Source organism: Pseudoalteromonas phenolica, from assembly GCF_001444405.1.
Lineage (GTDB): Bacteria > Pseudomonadota > Gammaproteobacteria > Enterobacterales > Alteromonadaceae > Pseudoalteromonas > Pseudoalteromonas phenolica.
Window position 1 is genome coordinate 2,493,700 of record NZ_CP013187.1, and the last position, 20,018, is coordinate 2,513,717.

Below are 20,018 nucleotides of genomic sequence, written 5' to 3' on the forward strand. Positions count from 1 at the left end.
ACATGCGCAAAAGGGCAAACAATTACGTATGCCCTTTTGAAGTTAACGTGTCTCAAACCAGTAGCATTTCTCTAACGGTTAGACCACACATTTTTCGGCGCGGTTATCTAAATAACCTGAGAAACGAGTTAGTGCGAATGCCAACACCACAATTGCTGCACCTATCCAAGCTGTATCTGTTAAAGCCATGTCTTCAACAATGACACCACCCACAACAGAACCAAATGCGATGCCAACATTAAATGCTGCAATATTGAGTCCTGATGCAACATCCACAGCGTTTGGGGTGTGCTTCTCTGCCAATTGCACCACATAAACTTGCAGGCCAGGCACATTACCAAATGCAAATGCGCCCCAAATTAAAACGGTCAACACTGCACCTATTTGGCTTTGCGCTGTGAAAGTAAAGACCAATAAAACCAATGCCAGTGCAGAAAATATGAGTTGCAATGCTTTGACAGGACCCATTTTGTCAGCAAGCTTACCACCCCAAATGTTACCCACTGCCACTGAAACGCCATAAACCAGCATGATCCAACCAATTGAACTTGAAGCGAAACCCGATACTTGCTCTAAAATTGGTGCTAAATATGTGAATGCCACAAATGTGCCGCCATACCCAACTGCTGTCATCGCATACACAAGTAGTAGCCTTGGTTGTGTTAACACTTTTAATTGATCCGTTATTTTCGCAGGTGCAGACTGCTTGAGATTTTTTGGTACCAAAATAGCACTGCCGATCAACGCAATTAAGCCAAGTACTGATACCACTAAAAACGTCGCTCGCCAGCCCAGCTCTTGCCCTATCCAAGTGCCCAGCGGCACACCGGTTACAAGCGCAACCGTTAAACCTGTAAACATAATGGCAATGGCGCTGGCTTCTTTGTCTTTACTCACTAGGCTTGTAGCTATGGTTGAGCCAATTGAGAAAAATACCCCATGGGCTAAGCCTGTGAGAATACGCGCTGTGATTAAAGACTCATAGCTAGGTGCTTGCCACGCTAACAAATTGCCCGCCACAAACAGTGCCATTAATGTCAGCAATACCAACTTGCGGTCCCACCTTCCTGTCAGTGCAGTTAATACGGGCGCACCAACTGCAACACCCAGCGCATATAAGCTCACCAATAAACCCGCAGAAGGTAAAGACACGCCCAAGTCTGCAGCTATGGTCGGCACCAAACCGACAATCACAAACTCAGTGGTGCCAATTGCAAAAGCACTGAGAGTCAGCGCGAATAAAGCCAAAGGCATAATTAGATTCCTCACATAATTAAAGTGAGGGTATTTTGGAGAAAATTTAAATTGACAAAAACAGCAATAATCTCAAAATACTTTTGTGATTATTGTAAAAGTGAACATGTAAAATGGCACAACCAAAGACTGAAGATTTAGAAATATTTGTGACTGTGGCCGAGTCTCAGAGCTTTACCCTTGCTGCCAACTTTCATAATACGCAAGTCGCCAAGATCTCCCGCGCAATTGCCCGATTAGAAAGCATATTAAATGTCACGTTGTTTAACAGAACCACTAGAAAAATTGATTTAACCGAAGATGGGCAAACATTTTTAACTTTTGCAAAACAAAGCCTCGCTATTTTATCAGAAGGCACTGCGGCACTCAGTGTAAATAAGCGCTCTCCCAATGGTCCACTTAGAGTGGATGCGGCTAGCCCTTTTATGTTCCATCAAATAATCCCTTGGGTTAAAGCATTTAAACAAGCGTATCCTCAGATCCAGCTAGAGCTGATCACCCACGAGAATATTGTTGATCTCATTGAGAAAAAGACTGATGTGGCTATTCGCATTGGCCGACTGTCTGATTCAAACCTGTATGCGAAAAAGCTAGGAACCAGCCCATTACGCATTGTTGCAAGTCCTGAATACCTTGATGAATGCGGAACACCTAAAAACAGCCATGAACTCTCGGCGCATACCCTTATCGGTTTTGCAGAAGCACCTAAACTCAATAACTGGCCTTTGAAAGAGCCTGCACGCATAAAACCAAGTTTATTTGCTAGTAACGGCGAATCTGTAAGACAGCTGACCCTAGCTGGTAATGGTCTGTCTCTGCTTTCAAACTTTATGGTGCACGACGACCTAAGATCAGGGCGTTTAGTTGAAGTGCTCCCTAGTGCTTTGCAAACTCCGAATCCAAGAGAAGAAATCCATGCGGTGTATTATAAAAACTCCAGTGTCTCGGCACGTATAAACGCTTTTATCGACTTTTTCTCACCGAGACTCACTCTATAATTAAACCGACCTTAAATTAGACCGGGTTTAAATTAGACAGAGCTTAGCAAAATACTGGTTTCAGAATTCAGTACCCCGTCAATGGCTCTCACCTCTCGAAGCACTAAATCAAATTCTTGTAGGTTCGAAGTCTGAATTTCTGCGATTAGATCCCACGCGCCATTGGTGGTGTGCATTTTTAACAGCTGCGGGATACCCCGTAACTTTTGAATAACTTGAGTCGTCGATTTGCCTACGACTTCGATCATCATCACCGCTTTAATGGCATCTGTTTCGATTTGCTCATGGGCGCGAATGGTGAAGCCTAAAATTGCCCCACTACTTACCAGCCTATCTAAGCGGTTTTGTACTGTACCACGCGATACGCCGAGTATTTTTGCAAGTTTTGCCACAGGCGCTCTGGCGTCACTTTTTAAAATGGCGACCAGCTCTTTATCGATGGCATCAAACAGATAAGGTTTTCGATTATCCAAAATTACTCTCCATTAAATTAACCCTTTACTCAGCCGTTAAAATATCACTTTGCTTACAAAGAGCTAGCAAAGTGCCAAAAATTAACGCAAAAAGCATCATATTTTGACATTTAGTTTAGCTCAACTCATTTCTATTATTTGCTTAAGTTCAAAGTCCAAGTTTAACTAGGTAGTAAAAATGCACACAGAAACCCCGTTCAAAACACACTTTAACGCTGAACAAGCAGGCTTAGAGTCATTAAATATCAAGTCTTCAAATATCACTTTTGTGAGTGTCTCAGATATGTTGGCACTAATTAATCAATATGGTGTAGAGCAGTTGATGCTTGGCATGGTTGAGTATCTTGAAGCTGATTTTAAACGCTGGCTTGATTTTGATAAGTCCCCCCGTTTTGCAGCACACTCTGCGGAGGGCGTAATCGAGCTGATGCCTGTTGCTGACCACCAGCAATTCAGCTTTAAATATGTGAACGGTCATCCAAAAAACACCAAAATCGGCCTACAGACCGTTACCGCATTTGGCGTACTGAGCGATGTAGCCAGTGGTTATCCGCTGATGCTCAGCGAAATGACCATACTCACAGCACTTAGAACAGCTGCAACATCGGCCATGATGGCTAAATATCTTGCGCCAAAACAGAGTAAAACGCTGGCAATGATAGGTTGCGGTGCGCAATCTGAGTTCCAGATACTCGCATTCAAAGCCATCCTAGGCGTCACCCACGTTCGCCTTTATGACATAGAGCCAAATGCAACCAAGAAGTGCTTTAATAACTTACAAAGTTATAGCAAAGAAAACGACCTAAATATTGAAATATGCCATTCATCCGAAGAGGTTATTAAAGAGGCTGACATCATCACTACCTGCACCGCGGATAAACGAAATGCCACCATTTTGAAAAGTGACATGGTAGGTGAAGGCGTTCACATCAATGCCATTGGCGGCGACTGTCCGGGTAAAACTGAACTCGATGCTGCCCTACTCAATCGTTCAGATGTATTCGTGGAGTACGAACCTCAAACGCGTATTGAAGGCGACATTCAGCAACTACCAAGCGACAGTAAAGTGACCGAGATGTACCAAGTTATTTTGGGTGAAAAATCAGGGCGTACCCATGACGCTCAACTGACCATTTTCGACGGTGTAGGTTTTGCACTTGAAGATTATTCGGCATTGCGATTTATTTTTGAGCTGATAAAACAGAATAAAGAGGCGCAGCAGATTGAGTTATTAGCAAGCCCTGAAGACCCAAGAAACTTGTTTGGCTTAACGCAAACTCACAGCACCCCAAGCGCATAGATGCTGAGTTATATAAAAATAAGAGACCACTATGAGTTTATTTCCCCAAGCACCTAATGCGGTGGTGATGATAAGACCGCATCATTTTAGCCCAAACGAGCAAACTGCGGTTGATAACAGCTTTCAGTCAAGCAGCAAATTCGACCACGCTGAGGTAAGTCGTTTAGCCTATGAGCAAGTTACTAGAGCCGCTGAAACCTTGCGCAGTCATGGTATTAACGTACATATTTTTGAAGATGAAAGCACCGAAACTCCAGACTCGGTATTTCCTAATAATTGGTTTTCGACCCATCTTGGTGGGCAAATTGCCATTTACCCTATGTATGCGCCAAATAGGCGCAAAGAGCGTCGCAGTGATGTCATCGAATTTTTAAAAGCCCATTATCGCGTACAAGATGTCATTGATTATTCTGGCCTTGAGTACGACAACCTGTTTTTAGAGGGTACGGGGGCCATGGTGTTAGATCACATTGAACGTGTTGCTTATGCCGCTCGCTCAAACCGCACCGACTCTCACGTATTAGAGCGTTTTTGCTCGCACTTTAATTTTGAACCTATGGTGTTTGACGCTCAAGACAAGCATGGCAAAGCGGTTTACCATACCAATGTCTTGATGTGTATTGGCAGCGACTTTGTTATAGCTGGGTTTGAGATGATGACAGATACCAAACGCCGTGATGAAATCATTCGACGTTTTGAATTTGCTGGTAAAAAAGTGATCCATTTAACTGAAGCACAAATAGGCGCATTTTGCGGTAATGCACTAGAGTTACACGCAGGTTCTAAACGTTTATTGGCATTGTCGAGCACCGCATTTGCAGCGCTCAGTCAATCGCAAAAAGCATTGCTTGAGCAAAGTGTTACGCTAGTACCGCTAGACGTTTCGGCCATTGAACTAGCCGGCGGCTCAGTTCGGTGCATGCTAGCGGGCATACATCTGTCAAAACGCTAACACTGCTAAATCAAGGGTTTTATACCTATCTTCTTAATTAAGGTAGCTATTTTGAGGATTGGTATTAATTGGTATAAAAAAGAGAGCATATAACAATGATAAATAGCGCAATTAGTACCATTAACAATTTACTGTGGGGCCAAGGCCAAATACTCATTTATTTGCTGTTATTTGCAGGCTTCTGGTTTTCATTCAAGCTCAAGTTTGTGCAATTTCGCCACTTTAGATACATGTTCAAAGTGATGAAAGACAGCACCCAAGGCGATAAATCTGGTATCAGCTCGTTTCAAGCTTTGTGTACCGGTTTATCGGCTCGGGTCGGCACAGGTAATTTGGCTGGCGTTGCCATTGCCATCTCATTAGGGGGCAGTGGCGCGGTATTTTGGATGTGGTTAATTGCGCTATTAGGTATGGCGACTGGGTTCGCCGAAAGCGTACTTGGTCAGCTTTATAAAATTCGTGACGGCAACAATGAATTTCGTGGCGGTCCTGCCTATTATATTCGTAAAGGCCTAAACAAACCTTGGCTCGCGGTACTGTTCGCGCTGTGTTTGTTTTTAGGCTATGGGGTAAGCTTCAGCGCCATGCAAGCTAACACCATTGCCGATGCACTAAATAATACCTTCGCCATCGACCCAACCTACACAGGGGCGGTGATTGCCGTTATCGCAGGTTTCATTGTGGTCGGCGGCCTTCGCAGTATTGCCCGTTTTGCCGAGCTCATAGTGCCATTTATGGGACTGGCCTTTGTGGCCGTGGCGTTGGTGATTACTGCAATCAACATTCAACATCTGCCAGCTATGTTTGCTGATATGTTCGCCTCGGCATTTGGCTTAACAGAAGCTGGGGCGGGTGCACTCGGTGCAGCCATTAAAAATGGTATTCAACGGGGATTATATTCGAATGAAGCTGGCGCAGGTAGCGTGCCTCATGCTGCAGCAGGTGCGTCTCCTGTGCCAAATCACCCTGTTGCGCAAGGTTATGTGCAAATGCTTGGAGTATTTGTCGATACCATTGTTTTATGTAGCTGTACCGCCGTGGTCATTTTACTGTCTGACATTACCATCAGTGGCGAAATGGAAGGCATTGGTATGACACAAAACGCCATGAGCAGCCACTTTGGTGAATTTGGTCATTATTTTGTTGCCGCGGCCATCACCCTATTTGCTTTCACTTCCGTGGTTGCAAACTACGCCTACGCAGAGAGTAACCTTCACTTGTTCAAACTCGACAATAAACTGGGTCGCGCAGCCTATACGGCCTTATATTTATTTATGGTGTTTTGGGGAGCAACTGCATCACTCAAAGAGGTGTGGAGCATGGCCGACGCCGCCCTTGGTTTAATGACCTTAGTGAACGTTTACGCCATTGTGCTGCTCACCCCAACCATTGTTAGTATTACCAAAGACTATCAAAGTCAGCTAAAAACCAATAAAACTCCAGAGTTTAAATTAGACAATGTTGATATTCAGGGTAAAACAGAAAAAGGCGTATGGGAGTAACAGCCAAAAGAGCGTGTTTAAACACGCTCTTTAAATTGTCTAATAAATTAAGCAGGCAAAATACTCTGCCCATGATTAAAGACATTAGTTGGGTCGTACTGATTTTTTACAGCCTGAAGTTTTTGATAATGCTCACCGTAGTAAGCTTGTTGCCAGTCTGTAATTAAAGGGTCGATATAATTTACGTATGCACCACCCGTACTCCATGGCGCCATAACTTGCCTAAAACCATTTTGCTTAGCTTGCGCAGTATCTATTTGTGCGTTGCTGGCACTGGGGTGAAGTGGTAAGTAATATTCGGCACTCACTATGGCTTTGCGGTGTGGATATGCGGTTTCACCCTCTCCTATTTCATCAATTTTGCCACCGAGTAGATTCATGATGATCATGCCGTTATGACCATCGCTGTTTTGCTGCTCAATTTCCGCTTTTAATGCTCTTACGCCTGCTGGTGGAATGAGTGAGTTAAAAAAGTCAGAGCTGGCGCCAAACGCGCTACGCTGCATCGTTCCTCCCTCAAATTGCGTGCTTAGATGACAAGATGCAACATTACTCTCACAAGTACCTAGCATCACACTGCGATAGCTACTTGTGCTTTGGGTGTTAGAACTCGGTGTAGCCCCTGTTTGCGCAATAAAGTTTTGCCAGAGAGTTTCTGCTTCTGCAGCAGGGTTTAAACAAAATGCCCGAACATTGACTCTCGGACCACCAAATACCCAAGTTGGTAGGCACTGCGCCCACATTTCATTGGGCCACTGCTCTGCAAGAGTTTGCCAAACCGCGAACACGTCTTCAAAATCATCAAAACTAAAATTCGCTTCAAATACGGTAATGCCGTTGGCTTCGTGAGCTTTGAATTTAAATTGCGTCACAATGCCAAAATTACCACCACCGCCACCTCTAAGCGCCCAGAATAACTCACTGTGATTGTTTGCATCACAGCTAATAATTTCAGCGTCGGCAGTGACTATCTCAACCGCTTGAAGCGTGTCGCACGTAAGACCATGTGCTCTATCAACTACACCGAAGCCGCCGCCCATGGTTAACCCTGCAATACCGACACTTAAACAACTACCTGCAGGAATAGACACGCCCTGCTGTGTTAATTGATCATACACGTCTGTAAGTCTTGCGCCTGAGCCTATAGTGGCGATGTCACCTTGTAATGAAATGTCATTCAAATCTGCTACGTCTATTATCATACCTTCGGTTGTCGAATAACCACCATAGCTATGGCTGCCAGAGCGTGGGGCAATATGAAGCTCATGCTCTTTTGCAAAGCGGATCGCAGTCTGCACGTCTTGTGCATTCGCGCATTTCACCACAGCTTGCGGATAAATATGATCAAACCTTGTACTAAAACTTAAACGTGCTAACGAATATGGTTGCTCGTCAGTTGGGAGAATAACCCGACCTAAGACATTATCTTTCAGCGTCTGCCATTGCTCGTTTGTGAGTTTGCTCACCACACCTGTATCTGGGCGATTATCTATGAGTGGCGGTGTGACTTCTGGGGCAGAGCTTTCACCTCCACCACAGGCAGTTAAAAATATCGAAGCGGCTGAAAAGCTGAGAAACTGTCGACGGTCCATAACGATTCCTTGGTCTGGTCTACTTTGTTGTTTTTATCACCTACTTAACAACTCAGATTATGCTAAAGCGCTGTATTTAAACAGGGTAAACTTTGTCTATTTTATTGATTATTAATAATTTTCATCACTTTCTAAAAAACAAAGTGATAATTGAATCGCCGCGCTCCACGCGCTAGACTGAACTATCACTTTTTTGAAAGATCAATAACAACAAAATGACGAATAAAATAATCGACCTGCGCAGTGATACTGTCACCCAACCTTGTAAAGCCATGCGTGATGCAATGGCCAACGCGCCTGTTGGCGACGACGTGTTTGGTGATGATCCAACCGTGAATGCACTACAACAAAAAGCCGCAGAGCTAACCGGCCATGAAGCGGCATTATTTGCCCCAAGTGGCACACAAAGCAACTTGCTTGCCCTACTCGCCCATTGTCAGCGCGGTGACGAATATATTGTTGGTCAAGACGCCCATACTTATAAATACGAAGGCGGTGGCGCAGCAGTATTGGGCAGTATTCAACCTCAGCCAATAGAGTTTGCAGCAAACGGATCTATTCCACTCGATATCGCGAAAAAGAAAATCAAACCTAACGACCATCACTTTGCACGCACCCGTTTGTTATCAATCGAAAATACCGTAGGCGGGCAAGCTTTACCTATGTCTTACTTAGATGAGGCGCGTGCGTTTTGTAACGACACAGGGCTTGGTTTACACCTTGATGGTGCACGGGTATTCAACGCATCGGTGCATCACAATGTACCTGTATCGGCAATTACTTCGCAGATGGATTCGGTTTCTATTTGTTTATCGAAAGGTTTAGGCACGCCACTTGGCAGTATTTTATGTGGCCCGAAAGACTTTATTCATGAAGCTCACAAGTGGCGCAAAATGCTCGGTGGTGGTATGCGCCAAGCTGGTATTGTCGCAGCCGCCGGTATATTCGCATTGGACAACAACATCGAAAGATTAATAGAAGATCACCACAATGCTGAGTTTTTAGCCACAGAACTTACCGAAATAGATGAACTAACAGTCACAAAGCAATTCACCAATATGTTGTTTGTTGAATATCAAGGCTCGCTTTCACCCTCAGAGCTTGCAGACAAGCTGCTAGAAAAAGGCATCAAAATTTGTGCTGGCGAGCATATGCGCTTTGTGCTGCATAAAGATGTGAGCCACGCAGATTGTAAACGCGTTGTAGAAGGGTTTAAGGATATTTTTAGTTAGTAAGCGGTAAGTGGTAAGTTCTAAACTTAAAGCTGAAAGCGAGGCTGTCAGATTTATTCGAAATGGTTTGAGCAAATCTGGCGGTTTCGTTGAGCTGTTTCGAGTGTTAATTTAGTAACTGAATGATTTTTATTATTTTATTTTCGTAACCGTCCTGGATGAAACTGACTTCTAAACACTTTCCATTATCGATAAAGTTATCAATGTGGTCATCTCCTGTAAAAAATATACTATTAGTAAAATTACTGAACTCAAATTGAGTATCTTTAATTACAAACCTTTCTGTTTTGTATTTTGTGGGAGAAACCTCAGCCGAGTAGTTTTCAACACACCCAACAACCATCTCATATTTTTTTTCTTTAATTAAAACTTGCAGTTCAGCAATTTCAAAATATGAAAAAATACTATGAAATATAATCACACAAGATATTACACTCCAACCCCATAACACCTTGCTTCTACTAGTTTTTAAAACCCCTGATATATGTGAAGAAAACTCTGGGAACTTGAACAATAAAAATAAGATTAATGCAATCGGAAATATAGGTAAAAGCTCATCTAAAGCTGGTCCTATTTTTAATTCAAAATATATATTTGGGTTCAAATTACTGTCTGTCATTTCAAAAACAGCACCCGTTTTATCAAACCATCTTCAACTTCGTAGGTGGCGATCGCTTTAAACTTATTTTCGTGCTCTTTACCTTGATACATAAACTTTGCTGTCACTTCTTCGGTATCGACAACAAAACGACCTTGAATTTCGCGATTTGTGATTTTTGCATTTAAATAGCTTACTCTGTTGAACATCAACTCGTATTCTTCTTTCAATTTATCAATGCCTTTGTATTTAAGACCTTCTGGAAAATAGTGAATCTCGACGTCTTTGTGGTAGGTTGCTAAGAATGCGTCAATATCACGATTGTTGTAGGCTTTGAGCTGAATATCGACAATGTCTGTGACACTTTTTGCTGCTTCTAAAGTGCTTGAAGCCGCAAAAGCTGACGTTGATAAAGATGAAGACCCAAACAGTATGGCAGAAGATAATAAAGTGCAAATTAATTTCATAACCTTATATTTCCTTTAAAGTTTTTATTATTTATTGATACTACCACGATAAGTAAACAGAGTTCATTTTAATTTAAATCCTACAAAATACGAGCATTCAATCACGCTCATGAACTAAAGCAATGACATTTGTCATCTGAGTTCGTGACAAAGCTCACTGATAAACGCCATACCTTCTAGCCATACTTACTCCATCAACAGACGGAGATTGCCATGAACACCATTAACCTAGAAACACATTTACAAAACTATAAAAACCGACGCTTTTTGGCTGTACCACTGGCCGGCATGATTGTGTGGAGCTTACTGATTTTTACCGGTATGACTTTGACGTTACACATGCAAACTTGGGCGATTTATATTGGTACAGGTTCAATTGTGTATTTGGGGTTAGGTCTCGCGAAGTTAACTGGTGAAGACGTACAGTTTAAAAAAGGCACTGAGCGTAACCCGTTCGATACCATCTTTTTAGCCGCGGTTGCGATGACATTTTTGACCTTTTCAATCAGCATTACCTTTGCAATGCAAAACCCTTACGCCCTGCCATTTGCGATTGCTGTACAGTCGGGTTTAATGTGGTTAGTACATGGTGCAATTTGTAAGATTAAGGTATGTGTAGCGCACGCGATTGTCAGAACTGTTTTATGTACCGCTGCATTTATCATCAGTCCAGAGAACAGCTTTGTATTACAACCAATCATCGTGGTGCTGTGTTATTTATTTACCATCTTGGTCCTTGAAAAGAGATGGGCCAACTTACAAATGCAAAAAGCGTTAAAACCTCAAGCAGCTTGAATACCAGCTCTCTAAACAAAAAACTCTTCCAACAAAAAAGCGCAGCATGATGCTGCGCTTGTTTATTCTAATAACTCGAATTAGTTTTGTTTTACTTAGACTTTGCTTATTTCGGTCTAGCCATCGCAAAGGGGGCTGTAATGCCCGAGTATTCCCCACCGCCTAAACGCGCCAGCGGTGCGACTTTATCGGCATGAATTTTTAAACGTTGCTTTGCATCCAAAGAAATGACTTCATCATTCACATATAAGGTTTTTACTTTCACAAACACTAACGACTGCGGCGCTTCGCCCATTTGTTGCACCTCATATAACTCACAACCATAAGCGATATGGCAGTTTTTAATGCGAGGTAGATCACAACCTTCGAACTCCACCAGTTCAATGTCGTTGGCATTGACTTCAGATTCACCATGATCCAGTGTTGCAGCCGTAGCGGTGACTAAATCGGCATCTTGCTCTGAGGCAATATGAATAACGCATTGTTTGGAATTTATCACGTTTTTAACTGTGTCTTTAATCTCGCCTGTTGGCTTTTTGCCAGCCGAAAACATCATTAGAGGCGGCGCACTCGACACCGCTGTGAAGTAAGAAAATGGCGCGAGATTGTAGCTTTGCTCGCCCGAGTCAGTTAACACCCAAGCAATAGGACGCGGGATAATGGTTTGCGTCATTAAGTGATAGATTTGATTGCCAGAAAAGTCAGAGAAATTCAGTTCCATTTGTCTTTACCACTTTGAAAAATAAGACCAACATGATTGCATAAACCATGCGATAAAAATACCTGTAGGTGCAGATAATAATCTCAACTATTACCTAATACGTATATCAGTTAAAATTATCGCAATTTAAACTAAGTACCGTCTTTAATGCTCTCAAATCATAGCCCGCTCAACACCCGTTTACCGCTTGTTTATCATCCAAATTACTCGTTTAGTTTTGATCCGAAACACCGCTTTGTGATGAGTAAATTCGCTAATTTATTTAATGAAGTAAAAAGCATGGGCTTAATTGGTGACAACCTAGTTCAACCAGAACTTGGCTCACCTACACCACTTGAGCTGGTGCATTGCGAAGACTATATTTGGGATCTATGGCGTAACCAGCTCGATGACAAAACCATGCGTCGGATTGGCTTACCTTGGTCAGAGCAATTAATGGCGCGTACTTTTACCGCACCACTTGGTACGTTAAAAACCGCAGAATTAGCCCTTCAACATGGGGTTGCCTGTCACCTTGCTGGTGGCACCCACCATGCGCATTATGATTTTGGCTCAGGCTATTGCATGGTAAACGACCTTGCATTTACTTCGATAACGCTTATTCAGCAAGGCAAAGTGAATAATGTACTGATTTTTGATTTAGACGTGCACCAAGGCGATGGCACCGCCGCCATGTTAAAACACAACCCATACGTGTTTACCTGCTCTATTCATTGCGAGAAGAACTTTCCGTTTAGAAAACACGACAGTGATTTAGATATCGGTCTTGAAAATCATTTAGAAGACGCTGCATATTTAAATATTGTGCAAGAAACCTTAACGGGGCTGATTGACGATCTAAATCCCGACTTGGTGCTGTACGATGCAGGCGTTGATGTATGGGAGCAAGATACCCTAGGTAAGCTCAATATTTCATGGCAAGGATTAGAAAAGCGTGATGCGTTAGTGCTTAAAACCTGCCAAAGCAAAGGCGTGCCAGTGGCTACTGTGATCGGTGGTGGTTACGATAAAGATCATTTACGATTGGCAAAGCGTCATGCGATTGTAGTGAAACAAGCGGCGTTATTATAGAAAGGTGATATAAAAGATTTAGAAGCGTTGGATAAACCAACGCCTACAAGGCTTGCTCTGAGTGGTAGGCATGATTTTATATCGCGCAAAATAAAAAAGGTGCAACCCTTTGAGGTCGCACCTTTGCCTACTTTGGAGTAGAGCTACGGCGAATTAATCTGATGTTTCAGTGTCCGTTTGTTGATTTGTTTCATTACTCAATTGCTGCGAATTTTCGTCATCATCTGGGGTAATGAAAAAATCATTGGCTTTAATATTAGCTAGGTTGTCAAACTGCGCTTTGCCAAGGCTAAACCAAGGTGCAAAGTCACTGCGTTTTACATAATAGCTGTCTTCATGTTCAGCAAACTCAAAGTCGAACTGCTTTCCGTCGGCATCTTTCACGCTGAGCTTTTCAATCTCTGAAAAAGCGATTTCTTGCTCGGCGATTGCCGTCACCGTTAAGCTAGAAAATTGCTCAAGCAGCTCATCAATACGCTCGGTGTCGAGTGTCTGACCTTCAGGCAATTTTGCAGGCGCTTTTACTTGCCATATGGTTTCAACACGGGTCTTTGAGCTGGCGTTTGCCTTAATGATATCTGGTAAAACAGCGCTTTTATCTGCACTTGTGTTTTTAACTGACTCTGTGCGCTCGTCTAGGTCAGCGTCTTGCTTTACTTGGGCTTTTTCAAATGCTAATCCTGCTTGGCTGATTTCGCTGATATCTTTTACCGACAACAACGACTTATTCAACCAATCATTTTTATCAACACTCAGCTGATAGCCGCTGAACTCTATGGTGAACACATCATTATTGTCGCCATTACGCGCGTAGAGCTTTTTAAAGCTGGGTGACTCACCTAATAGTATGTCAACTTCATCATCACCTAGCTTGTAAGTGATACGTTTTTCAAAGTTGTCATCGGCCACTTTAAAGCGTTCATGACTGGCTTGTGAGCTTGATACAGGCCAATTCACCTTGCTGTTGATTAAAGTGTCGGTCAGAGCTGACACTTTATAATCAAGTAAAGGCAAGTTTGGATATTCAGCCAAATGCCAACTTTCACCGTTTTTTACCAATGTAAGCGGCTTATCATTATCACCTTCTTGCAAGGTAATTTCGGTGATGGCATGTTGCTCTAGACTTAACAATGACACTGGCGCTTGCGTCTCAAAGCTATTTTGACCGCTATAAAATAGTGAGCCAGCTAGAATCACTTGTGCGCCTAGGGCAACAGATAAAATAGTTACTGCTTTATTCATGGTTTCACTCCTATTGCGAAATCCAAGTTAAATACTCACGCTGCTTGCGCTTTCTACGTTGACGATCAGAAAGGGCTAAGCCCATTAACAATGCGAAGGCCAGCGCATAGTTTCCGTATTCCCAAATAAGCTGTTGGTCATGCTCCATTGGTGGTAGGGTGCGGTTGAAATTGCCGCGCGCGCGAATGCTCATGAGCGCTCGATCTTCCAGCGACCAATCTACGGCGTTCATCATTAGCTGCAAACTATTTAAATAATCGCTTTGCGATACGCCTGCGGTCAGTTGCAACACTTGGTCTTGTACAAAATCATTTGAGCTGAACAAGATAATGCGTGCACTGTCTGGCGCGTGCTTAATCACACTGCTGACATCAAACTGTGTGTCGCTCTGGGCTTCACTGTTTTCAGACTCATTCTCAACGTTGTCAGCCGATGCATCGCTTTGAGAATTGGACTCTTTTGCACCTAAAAGCGGAGAGCTTTTATCTGCAAAGTATGAGGTAAATTTACCTTGTGCCATCACACCCATTAACTGCTTCGCGGTGTCACCTTCTGAGAGATAACTCGCCTCGCCTTGCGCGTTTAGCTGCGGCATCACATCAAGAGACGATGACGTCCACGCTTTATCAGAGCTTTCAATCAATTTAGTGAAAGTCACATTGCCTTTATTCTCTGCAAGGGTAATGGGCGACGACCAAGCCATGGTCAGCTGCGGTAGCTCAGAAGTGATTAAATTGTCTTGATTTAACCCATCGCGTATATCTGCAAAATAAGGGTAATCCAACATACGCATTTCTTGCAGCTGGAAACCACCGACATTACGGGTTACTGGAATTGGGAATGCCGCATTTGTAGCATCCATCACTAGGCTGTTTTCAATGTTTAAACCATGATGTGCCAACCAGTCTGTCAGCCCACTGTCGACTGAGGTCATATTCAAACTGCCACCGGCAAGGTTGATGCTGTAAGGCGACGTCGCTGCGATCACCGTTCCGCCTTTCATTAAGAATTGGTCTACAGCAAATAACTGTTTTTCATCCAGTGATTTAGGCGCGACGAGCATTAGAATGTCGGCTTCACCCGAAACACTGCCATCGGTTAAATCTTCATTGATGATGTTCAGCTCACTGCCTAACATGCGCTCTAGCTCTCTAAAGCTGCTGCTTGGCATGCCGTAGCCATAGCTCGGGGCTGAGGCGGGTTTTACCAGCGCTAAGTTTTTAGTGAATCCAGAGGCAAAACGCTTGATTGCCGCATCGAGGTTGCGCTCAAAGCTTGCGTCACTAAAGTCATCCAGTGGAATTTGTACAATTTGATCTTCGCCCGCTAAAGTCAGATAAAAGTAGAAGGTTTGATCTGAGAAAAAGCTGGTTGCCATTGGCTCAAAACCATAGTCTTCGGCTATTTGAGTTGCAACTTTACCGCCTTCGGCTTCTGGCTCAATAAAATTAACAGCCAACTTGTCGTAAGACTTAGCTTGTACATCATTTAAATGCTTTTCAATGCCCTGCTTTAAGGTTTGTAACTGCTCAGGCAGTTTATCATTTGCCGACACATAGGCATTAAACGTCAGTGTTTGCTTCACAGTGTCGAATAAGTTACCGCCGCTTTGATAGTTTTGCAGTACGGTTTTAATCGCGCGGGTAATGTCATGTTCAGGGTTACGTAACAGCACTTCAACATCTGACTCGGCACGAGCATTAACTTCGATTAAGTCTCTAAACCCTAGTACTTGATGCTCGTCACCGTATTGCACCAGAATATTAAAATAAGAGCTGACAATGGAAGCTTGATAACGGTCGGCAACCTGAAACGGCATTGGTTTAATGCCAAATTGGGTGTTGGCTTCTTCTTCAAGCTCAGGGTGCATTTGCGGATCAATAAATTCTACGCGCACTCTGCCATCGGCAACAACTTCGTACTCTTGTAATAAGTCTTTCACTTGTGGCACCAGTGGCGCAAGTAACGGGTGGGTTTTATTACTGAAATATCCTCGGATCAACATAGGCTCTTGTAATTGCGCCAAATAAGACTCTGTCGCCTCAGAAATCGAGTATTGTTTGCCTGCAGTTGTGTCTAAGCGCAGTTGTGGTAACTGACTAAGCCAAACATTAGCTGTGAGTAAATTTACCACCAGCAAGCCTGTTACTAGCTGCCAGGTTTTATGATGACTTGATTGTGTATTTGCTTTGTTGTCGTTTTTCGCCCAGCGCTCTTGCTCTAAAAAGTAAGTGTTTAAAGCCAAGAACACCAAAGTTAACGACACATAATAGACCAAGTCTCGCACATCAATGACACCACGGGTGATGTCGTCAAAACGCGCGCCAGTGCCGAGTTGTCTTAAAAATTCAGCCCCTTCATGAGAGAAAAAGTCAGTGATTGCAGCGGTACCAATAAAGTAAAAAAGTCCGCCAATCACACATGCGGTGATCAAACTGACTATTTGATTGTCACTGCGCGCTGATATCGCTAAACCAATGGCAATATAGGCGCTACCCAATAACAACACTGCCAAATAACCCGAAATAACGGGGCCCCAGTCTAACTCGCCTAAAAAGCTAACGGTGATCGGCAAAGGCAGTGTGATCACTAACGCTATCGCCAGCAGTGCCAAACAACCTAAAAACTTGCCCAATACAAAGTGCCACAGTGGCACCGATAAGGTATGCACGTATTCGATGGTGCCGCTACGTCGTTCTTCACTCCAGAGCTTCATGGTTAAGGTTGCCGATAAGAAGATCAATAGAATGGGCATCCACTCAAACATCGGGCGCACATCGGCAATGTTACGAGAGAAAAATGCCTCAGCCCAAAAGAAGATAAATAAGGTTAACCCCACAAATGCGCCAATGAACAAGTAAGCAATGGGCGATGAGAAAAATAGCGCGATTTCTTTTTGCGCAATACGAACAGCATTAAACTGCGCAGATTGACTAGGCTGCATGCACGGCTCCTCCCTTAGTGTTATTCGTGGTCGCGACAAATTCGTCGTTATTGATTTGGTTAAAGACGGTTTCTAGGTCACGTTTTTGCGGGTAAATGGCAAACAATTGCGCGCCACTTTCAATAATGGTTTTGCTGATAGTGGCTGCTACTTGCTGCATGTTCGCCAAGTCTTCTAAGCTCACGATAAATTTTTGTGGCTCGTGTTCAACAGCAAAAATGCCTTTAATGTCTGTGAGCTTTTTCACTTCTGCTAAGTCGCTTTCGACCACCAGCTGTTTGCTGTGCTGCAATGCTTCGAGTTGTTCATCGAGGACCAGTTGCCCCGATTTCAAGATCAACACGCGATCACACAAAGCATTCACCTCTTGCATAATATGGGTCGATAAAATCACCGTGGCTTTTTTAGCGATGTCTCTAATCAGCTCACGCATATGTTGTGTTTGCTCTGGGTCGAGGCCATTGGTTGGCTCATCCAAAATCAATAGTTTTGGTTGCCCTAAAATTGCCTGTGCCACACCCACACGCTGCTTATAACCACGTGATAAAGTTTCGATGGGGGCTAACAATTTTGCCGATAAGTCAGTGGCTTTGATGGCACGTTTGATTTCGGCTACTTTAGTGTTGCCCTTTAACCCTTTTAAATCAGCGGCGTAATCTAGGTACTCGGCCACGCTCATTTCTGGGTAGACGGGTAAACTTTCTGGTAAATAACCAAGTTGGCTTTGAAGTTTTTTAGGGTCTTTAGAAAGCGTTACGCCATCTAAGCTAACATCACCGATGTCAGCTTCGAGATAGCCACTGATCATTTTCATTATGGTGGTTTTACCCGCGCCGTTGTGCCCAAGCAGCCCGATAATTTCACCTTTTTGGATTTTAAAACTCACAGAATCTACAGCTTTAAAACTGCCATAGCTGCGAGTTAAATTACTCACCTCTAACATGGAAGTCTCCGAATTAAGCTAAATTAACCTGAACTCTGGATAATAAATTTATCTGCAGCGGCTACTTTCAACGCTAACTGCGTTAAATTTACTTGCAATAGGCCTGCTATTGACGCGCAAATTCGCCTTGCCTACATGGAAGTAGGTACCTTGGCGATAGCAGGACGCGTGAGCGGTGTTATCCCTAAAAGTTTCCGGCTGCAGACTTAAATGACGCTTATCGATTAAATATCGCTATGTCAGTAAATCTCTTAACCAAAGCTCAGCTTAGTTTCTAGTTGTTTATAAATAGATTTTTATTTGAAAAGAGTGCTCGAGACGTTATCGAAAAATACATTGTTATTATCTCCATAGTTGCTGGGTTTGTCCCCAAAACAAAGTAAAGAACGAATCGCATTTTTTGATATGGGCAAACTAAAAAAGTTCAAGAGAGAAATTTTAAATTTATCTATTCAAGTTTATGCCTCTTCTTTATTCTACGGGCTCAATCTACAACCACATGATTTTAAATAACAAAAATTAGAATATGACGTTAGTGCAAATACACCACCTACCACTTTTAGCGTGTTTTAAAACTCTCCATCAGTTATTGTGTTTATTGGCTATAATGGAATAAATCAACTTCAAGTGGTGTTTATGAAGTATTTTCTCTCGCTGTGCCTTTTAATATTATTGTCGATGAGTGTTGAAGCTAAGCCGATTACACTTTTAAGTGACGACCCAAAAGATCTAGAACTCTTTTTTAAAGATGGCCGCTACGATATTGCCAGCGATTCATATCGATTATTATTGCAAAATTTAGTGGACGTAGAGTTTGAACTAAAAATAGCACCGACTGCACGTATAGATTCGCTTCTCAGGCAAAACAAAACCATTTGTGCAGTAAACCGTATAAAAACAGAAGAACGTCTTCTTTATAACCTGTACTCTTATCCTGTTCATTTATATCCTAGTCATCGCCTTTACTACTTCAAAGATCGAACTCCATTACTTGATAGTATGATCACGCAGACTGGAGAGCTCATTAATTTAAACAAGCTTTTTGGACATTACACTTCCGCAAATATTGCTATTGAAACCGGCCGCTCTTATGGCAAAAACCTTGATCAACAACTAACTAAGCTAAATCAAGAGAACATTTTGTTTCGTGCAGGTAGCGACGCCTATGAAGCCATGATCAAATTATTTCAGCGCCATCGCGTAGACTTTTTAATTTCATACCCCACCATTTTTAAGCAATATTACTCTGATAACCAGAGTAATATTGCGTCTGTAGCCATAGCAAGACACCCTCTTTTTATTGCGGGCCATATTGCGTGCAGCAGCACACCAAGGTCTGAAAAAATCATCGCTGAAATAAATAAAGCTCTTTTAAAGATATATCCTACTGAGGAATATTTATCGATGCACTTACACCATGTGCCAAACACTGAGCAAAGCCTGTTAACTCGCAGGATCAGCGACTTATTTTTGAAATATAAATTGCTCAGTGATTAAGTTTTTCGATAGGTGTTATATGGCGTTATACACATATTGATTACTAAAAAGTAAAGCTCCCGATAAAGACAAAGTGACTATTGCAGGCAGCGCATCTTTTAGTGTGTCAAAACGTAGATGAAAGAAAATAGCGCCTATTGATGTAAATAAAATACCAATTGCACCGAACGCATTGAGTAAGCTGTTACCTGTTAATACTGATAACAACAAACACAGTCCTGATGCGCTTTCTATCAACCCAATTAAGAACATATGGGTACGATTCAAGCCATAGTTTTTGAAAAAACCTAACTGGATCTGAAAAATCGTCTTCTGCCACCCCGTTAATTTAATTGAACTTGCAAATGAAAAGAACGCGAATAACACCAATGAAATAATCGTCATGTTTAAACTCCGTATTTAATACTGGTGCTATTTAAGCATTCCTAAAATTATCT

At 42.7% G+C, this 20,018-nt stretch carries 18 protein-coding genes; 8 read left to right on the forward strand and 10 right to left on the reverse strand.

Annotated elements, in window-relative coordinates; all coding sequences use genetic code 11:
* Positions 1-78: 78 nt before the first annotated feature.
* Positions 79-1,254: an MFS transporter gene (locus tag PP2015_RS10875; RefSeq protein ID WP_058030349.1), complete on the reverse strand. Its 1,176-nt coding sequence runs from the start codon at positions 1,252-1,254 to the stop codon at positions 79-81.
* 113 nt (positions 1,255-1,367) lie between these two features.
* On the opposite strand from PP2015_RS10875, the gene PP2015_RS10880 reads away from it, so the two are divergent.
* Positions 1,368-2,252 carry a LysR family transcriptional regulator gene (locus PP2015_RS10880; protein ID WP_058030351.1) on the forward strand — a complete coding sequence of 295 codons (885 nt, stop codon included), beginning with the start codon at positions 1,368-1,370 and terminating at the stop codon, positions 2,250-2,252.
* Between the two features lie 32 nt (positions 2,253-2,284).
* Here PP2015_RS10880 and PP2015_RS10885 read toward each other — a convergent pair whose 3' ends face one another.
* Positions 2,285-2,725: an Lrp/AsnC family transcriptional regulator gene (locus tag PP2015_RS10885; protein WP_058030352.1), complete on the reverse strand. Its 441-nt coding sequence runs from the start codon at positions 2,723-2,725 to the stop codon at positions 2,285-2,287.
* Positions 2,726-2,903: 178 nt separating this feature from the next.
* Here PP2015_RS10885 and PP2015_RS10890 point away from each other — a divergent pair, with 178 nt between their 5' ends.
* The 3 genes from PP2015_RS10890 (at position 2,904) to PP2015_RS10900 (ending at position 6,479) form a co-directional block, all read left to right on the forward strand.
* A complete protein-coding gene (locus PP2015_RS10890; protein ID WP_083496571.1) occupies positions 2,904-4,025 on the forward strand; it encodes an ornithine cyclodeaminase in 1,122 nt (373 codons plus the stop codon).
* A gap of 31 nt (positions 4,026-4,056) precedes the next feature.
* Positions 4,057-4,977 carry a citrulline utilization hydrolase CtlX gene (gene ctlX, locus PP2015_RS10895; protein ID WP_058030354.1) on the forward strand — a complete coding sequence of 307 codons (921 nt, stop codon included), beginning with the start codon at positions 4,057-4,059 and terminating at the stop codon, positions 4,975-4,977.
* A 95-nt stretch (positions 4,978-5,072) separates the two neighbouring features.
* Positions 5,073-6,479, forward strand: coding sequence for an alanine/glycine:cation symporter family protein (locus PP2015_RS10900; RefSeq protein ID WP_058030355.1), 1,407 nt, complete (start codon positions 5,073-5,075; stop codon positions 6,477-6,479).
* Between the two features lie 47 nt (positions 6,480-6,526).
* On the opposite strand, the gene PP2015_RS10905 is transcribed toward PP2015_RS10900, so the two are convergent.
* A complete protein-coding gene (locus tag PP2015_RS10905) occupies positions 6,527-8,071 on the reverse strand; it encodes an FAD-binding oxidoreductase (protein WP_058030357.1) in 1,545 nt (514 codons plus the stop codon).
* A gap of 227 nt (positions 8,072-8,298) precedes the next feature.
* Between PP2015_RS10905 and ltaE the strand changes: the two genes are divergently transcribed.
* A complete protein-coding gene (gene ltaE / locus PP2015_RS10910) occupies positions 8,299-9,303 on the forward strand; it encodes a low-specificity L-threonine aldolase (protein ID WP_058031615.1) in 1,005 nt (334 codons plus the stop codon).
* 106 nt (positions 9,304-9,409) lie between these two features.
* Here ltaE and PP2015_RS10915 read toward each other — a convergent pair whose 3' ends face one another.
* Both PP2015_RS10915 and PP2015_RS10920 read right to left on the reverse strand, forming a co-directional pair.
* On the reverse strand, positions 9,410-9,922 hold the full coding sequence (locus PP2015_RS10915; RefSeq protein ID WP_058030358.1) for a hypothetical protein: 513 nt from the start codon (positions 9,920-9,922) through the stop codon (positions 9,410-9,412).
* Entirely contained in the window at positions 9,919-10,368 is a 450-nt protein-coding gene (locus PP2015_RS10920; protein WP_083496573.1) for a nuclear transport factor 2 family protein, read from the reverse strand. Before PP2015_RS10920 ends, PP2015_RS10915 begins: the two co-directional genes overlap by 4 nt.
* A 213-nt stretch (positions 10,369-10,581) precedes the next feature.
* Between PP2015_RS10920 and PP2015_RS10925 the strand changes: the two genes are divergently transcribed.
* On the forward strand, positions 10,582-11,163 hold the full coding sequence (locus PP2015_RS10925) for a DUF7010 family protein (RefSeq protein ID WP_058030360.1): 582 nt from the start codon (positions 10,582-10,584) through the stop codon (positions 11,161-11,163).
* 106 nt (positions 11,164-11,269) lie between these two features.
* Here the strand turns inward: PP2015_RS10925 and PP2015_RS10930 are convergent, their stop codons facing one another.
* Positions 11,270-11,884, reverse strand: coding sequence for a flavin reductase family protein (locus tag PP2015_RS10930; protein WP_058030361.1), 615 nt, complete (start codon positions 11,882-11,884; stop codon positions 11,270-11,272).
* A 147-nt stretch (positions 11,885-12,031) separates the two neighbouring features.
* Between PP2015_RS10930 and PP2015_RS10935 the strand changes: the two genes are divergently transcribed.
* Entirely contained in the window at positions 12,032-12,955 is a 924-nt protein-coding gene (locus PP2015_RS10935) for a histone deacetylase family protein (RefSeq protein ID WP_058030363.1), read from the forward strand.
* A 153-nt stretch (positions 12,956-13,108) separates the two neighbouring features.
* Here PP2015_RS10935 and PP2015_RS10940 read toward each other — a convergent pair whose 3' ends face one another.
* Genes PP2015_RS10940 through PP2015_RS10950 form a run of 3 tightly spaced genes read right to left on the reverse strand, consistent with a single transcriptional unit; the run spans position 13,109 to position 18,084 of the window.
* Positions 13,109-14,197 (reverse strand): DUF4340 domain-containing protein, encoded by a 1,089-nt coding sequence (locus PP2015_RS10940; protein ID WP_058030365.1) that lies wholly within the window; start codon positions 14,195-14,197, stop codon positions 13,109-13,111.
* 10 nt (positions 14,198-14,207) lie between these two features.
* Positions 14,208-17,141 carry a Gldg family protein gene (locus PP2015_RS10945; RefSeq protein ID WP_058030366.1) on the reverse strand — a complete coding sequence of 978 codons (2,934 nt, stop codon included), beginning with the start codon at positions 17,139-17,141 and terminating at the stop codon, positions 14,208-14,210.
* Positions 17,131-18,084 carry an ABC transporter ATP-binding protein gene (locus PP2015_RS10950; protein WP_058030368.1) on the reverse strand — a complete coding sequence of 318 codons (954 nt, stop codon included), beginning with the start codon at positions 18,082-18,084 and terminating at the stop codon, positions 17,131-17,133. Before PP2015_RS10950 ends, PP2015_RS10945 begins: the two co-directional genes overlap by 11 nt.
* Positions 18,085-18,720: 636 nt before the next feature.
* On the opposite strand from PP2015_RS10950, the gene PP2015_RS10955 reads away from it, so the two are divergent.
* Positions 18,721-19,581 carry a hypothetical protein gene (locus tag PP2015_RS10955; protein ID WP_138559184.1) on the forward strand — a complete coding sequence of 287 codons (861 nt, stop codon included), beginning with the start codon at positions 18,721-18,723 and terminating at the stop codon, positions 19,579-19,581.
* A 15-nt stretch (positions 19,582-19,596) separates the two neighbouring features.
* On the opposite strand, the gene PP2015_RS10960 is transcribed toward PP2015_RS10955, so the two are convergent.
* Positions 19,597-19,965 carry a DoxX family protein gene (locus PP2015_RS10960; RefSeq protein ID WP_058030371.1) on the reverse strand — a complete coding sequence of 123 codons (369 nt, stop codon included), beginning with the start codon at positions 19,963-19,965 and terminating at the stop codon, positions 19,597-19,599.
* Positions 19,966-20,018 lie beyond the last annotated feature (53 nt).

What these genes read in the sequence shown, in the direction of transcription:
- PP2015_RS10875 (WP_058030349.1), bottom strand. Translation starts at nt 1,254, where the DNA reads ATGCCTTTGGCTTTATTCGCGCTGACTCTCAGTGCTTTTGCAATTGGC.
- PP2015_RS10880 (WP_058030351.1), top strand. Translation starts at nt 1,368, where the DNA reads ATGGCACAACCAAAGACTGAAGATTTAGAAATATTTGTGACTGTGGCC.
- PP2015_RS10890 (WP_083496571.1), top strand. Translation starts at nt 2,904, where the DNA reads ATGCACACAGAAACCCCGTTCAAAACACACTTTAACGCTGAACAAGCA.
- ctlX (WP_058030354.1), top strand. Translation starts at nt 4,057, where the DNA reads ATGAGTTTATTTCCCCAAGCACCTAATGCGGTGGTGATGATAAGACCG.
- PP2015_RS10900 (WP_058030355.1), top strand. Translation starts at nt 5,073, where the DNA reads ATGATAAATAGCGCAATTAGTACCATTAACAATTTACTGTGGGGCCAA.
- PP2015_RS10905 (WP_058030357.1), bottom strand. Translation starts at nt 8,071, where the DNA reads ATGGACCGTCGACAGTTTCTCAGCTTTTCAGCCGCTTCGATATTTTTA.
- PP2015_RS10915 (WP_058030358.1), bottom strand. Translation starts at nt 9,922, where the DNA reads ATGACAGACAGTAATTTGAACCCAAATATATATTTTGAATTAAAAATA.
- PP2015_RS10920 (WP_083496573.1), bottom strand. Translation starts at nt 10,368, where the DNA reads ATGAAATTAATTTGCACTTTATTATCTTCTGCCATACTGTTTGGGTCT.
- PP2015_RS10925 (WP_058030360.1), top strand. Translation starts at nt 10,582, where the DNA reads ATGAACACCATTAACCTAGAAACACATTTACAAAACTATAAAAACCGA.
- PP2015_RS10930 (WP_058030361.1), bottom strand. Translation starts at nt 11,884, where the DNA reads ATGGAACTGAATTTCTCTGACTTTTCTGGCAATCAAATCTATCACTTA.
- PP2015_RS10935 (WP_058030363.1), top strand. Translation starts at nt 12,032, where the DNA reads ATGCTCTCAAATCATAGCCCGCTCAACACCCGTTTACCGCTTGTTTAT.
- PP2015_RS10940 (WP_058030365.1), bottom strand. Translation starts at nt 14,197, where the DNA reads ATGAATAAAGCAGTAACTATTTTATCTGTTGCCCTAGGCGCACAAGTG.
- PP2015_RS10945 (WP_058030366.1), bottom strand. Translation starts at nt 17,141, where the DNA reads ATGCAGCCTAGTCAATCTGCGCAGTTTAATGCTGTTCGTATTGCGCAA.
- PP2015_RS10950 (WP_058030368.1), bottom strand. Translation starts at nt 18,084, where the DNA reads ATGTTAGAGGTGAGTAATTTAACTCGCAGCTATGGCAGTTTTAAAGCT.
- PP2015_RS10955 (WP_138559184.1), top strand. Translation starts at nt 18,721, where the DNA reads ATGAAGTATTTTCTCTCGCTGTGCCTTTTAATATTATTGTCGATGAGT.
- PP2015_RS10960 (WP_058030371.1), bottom strand. Translation starts at nt 19,965, where the DNA reads ATGACGATTATTTCATTGGTGTTATTCGCGTTCTTTTCATTTGCAAGT.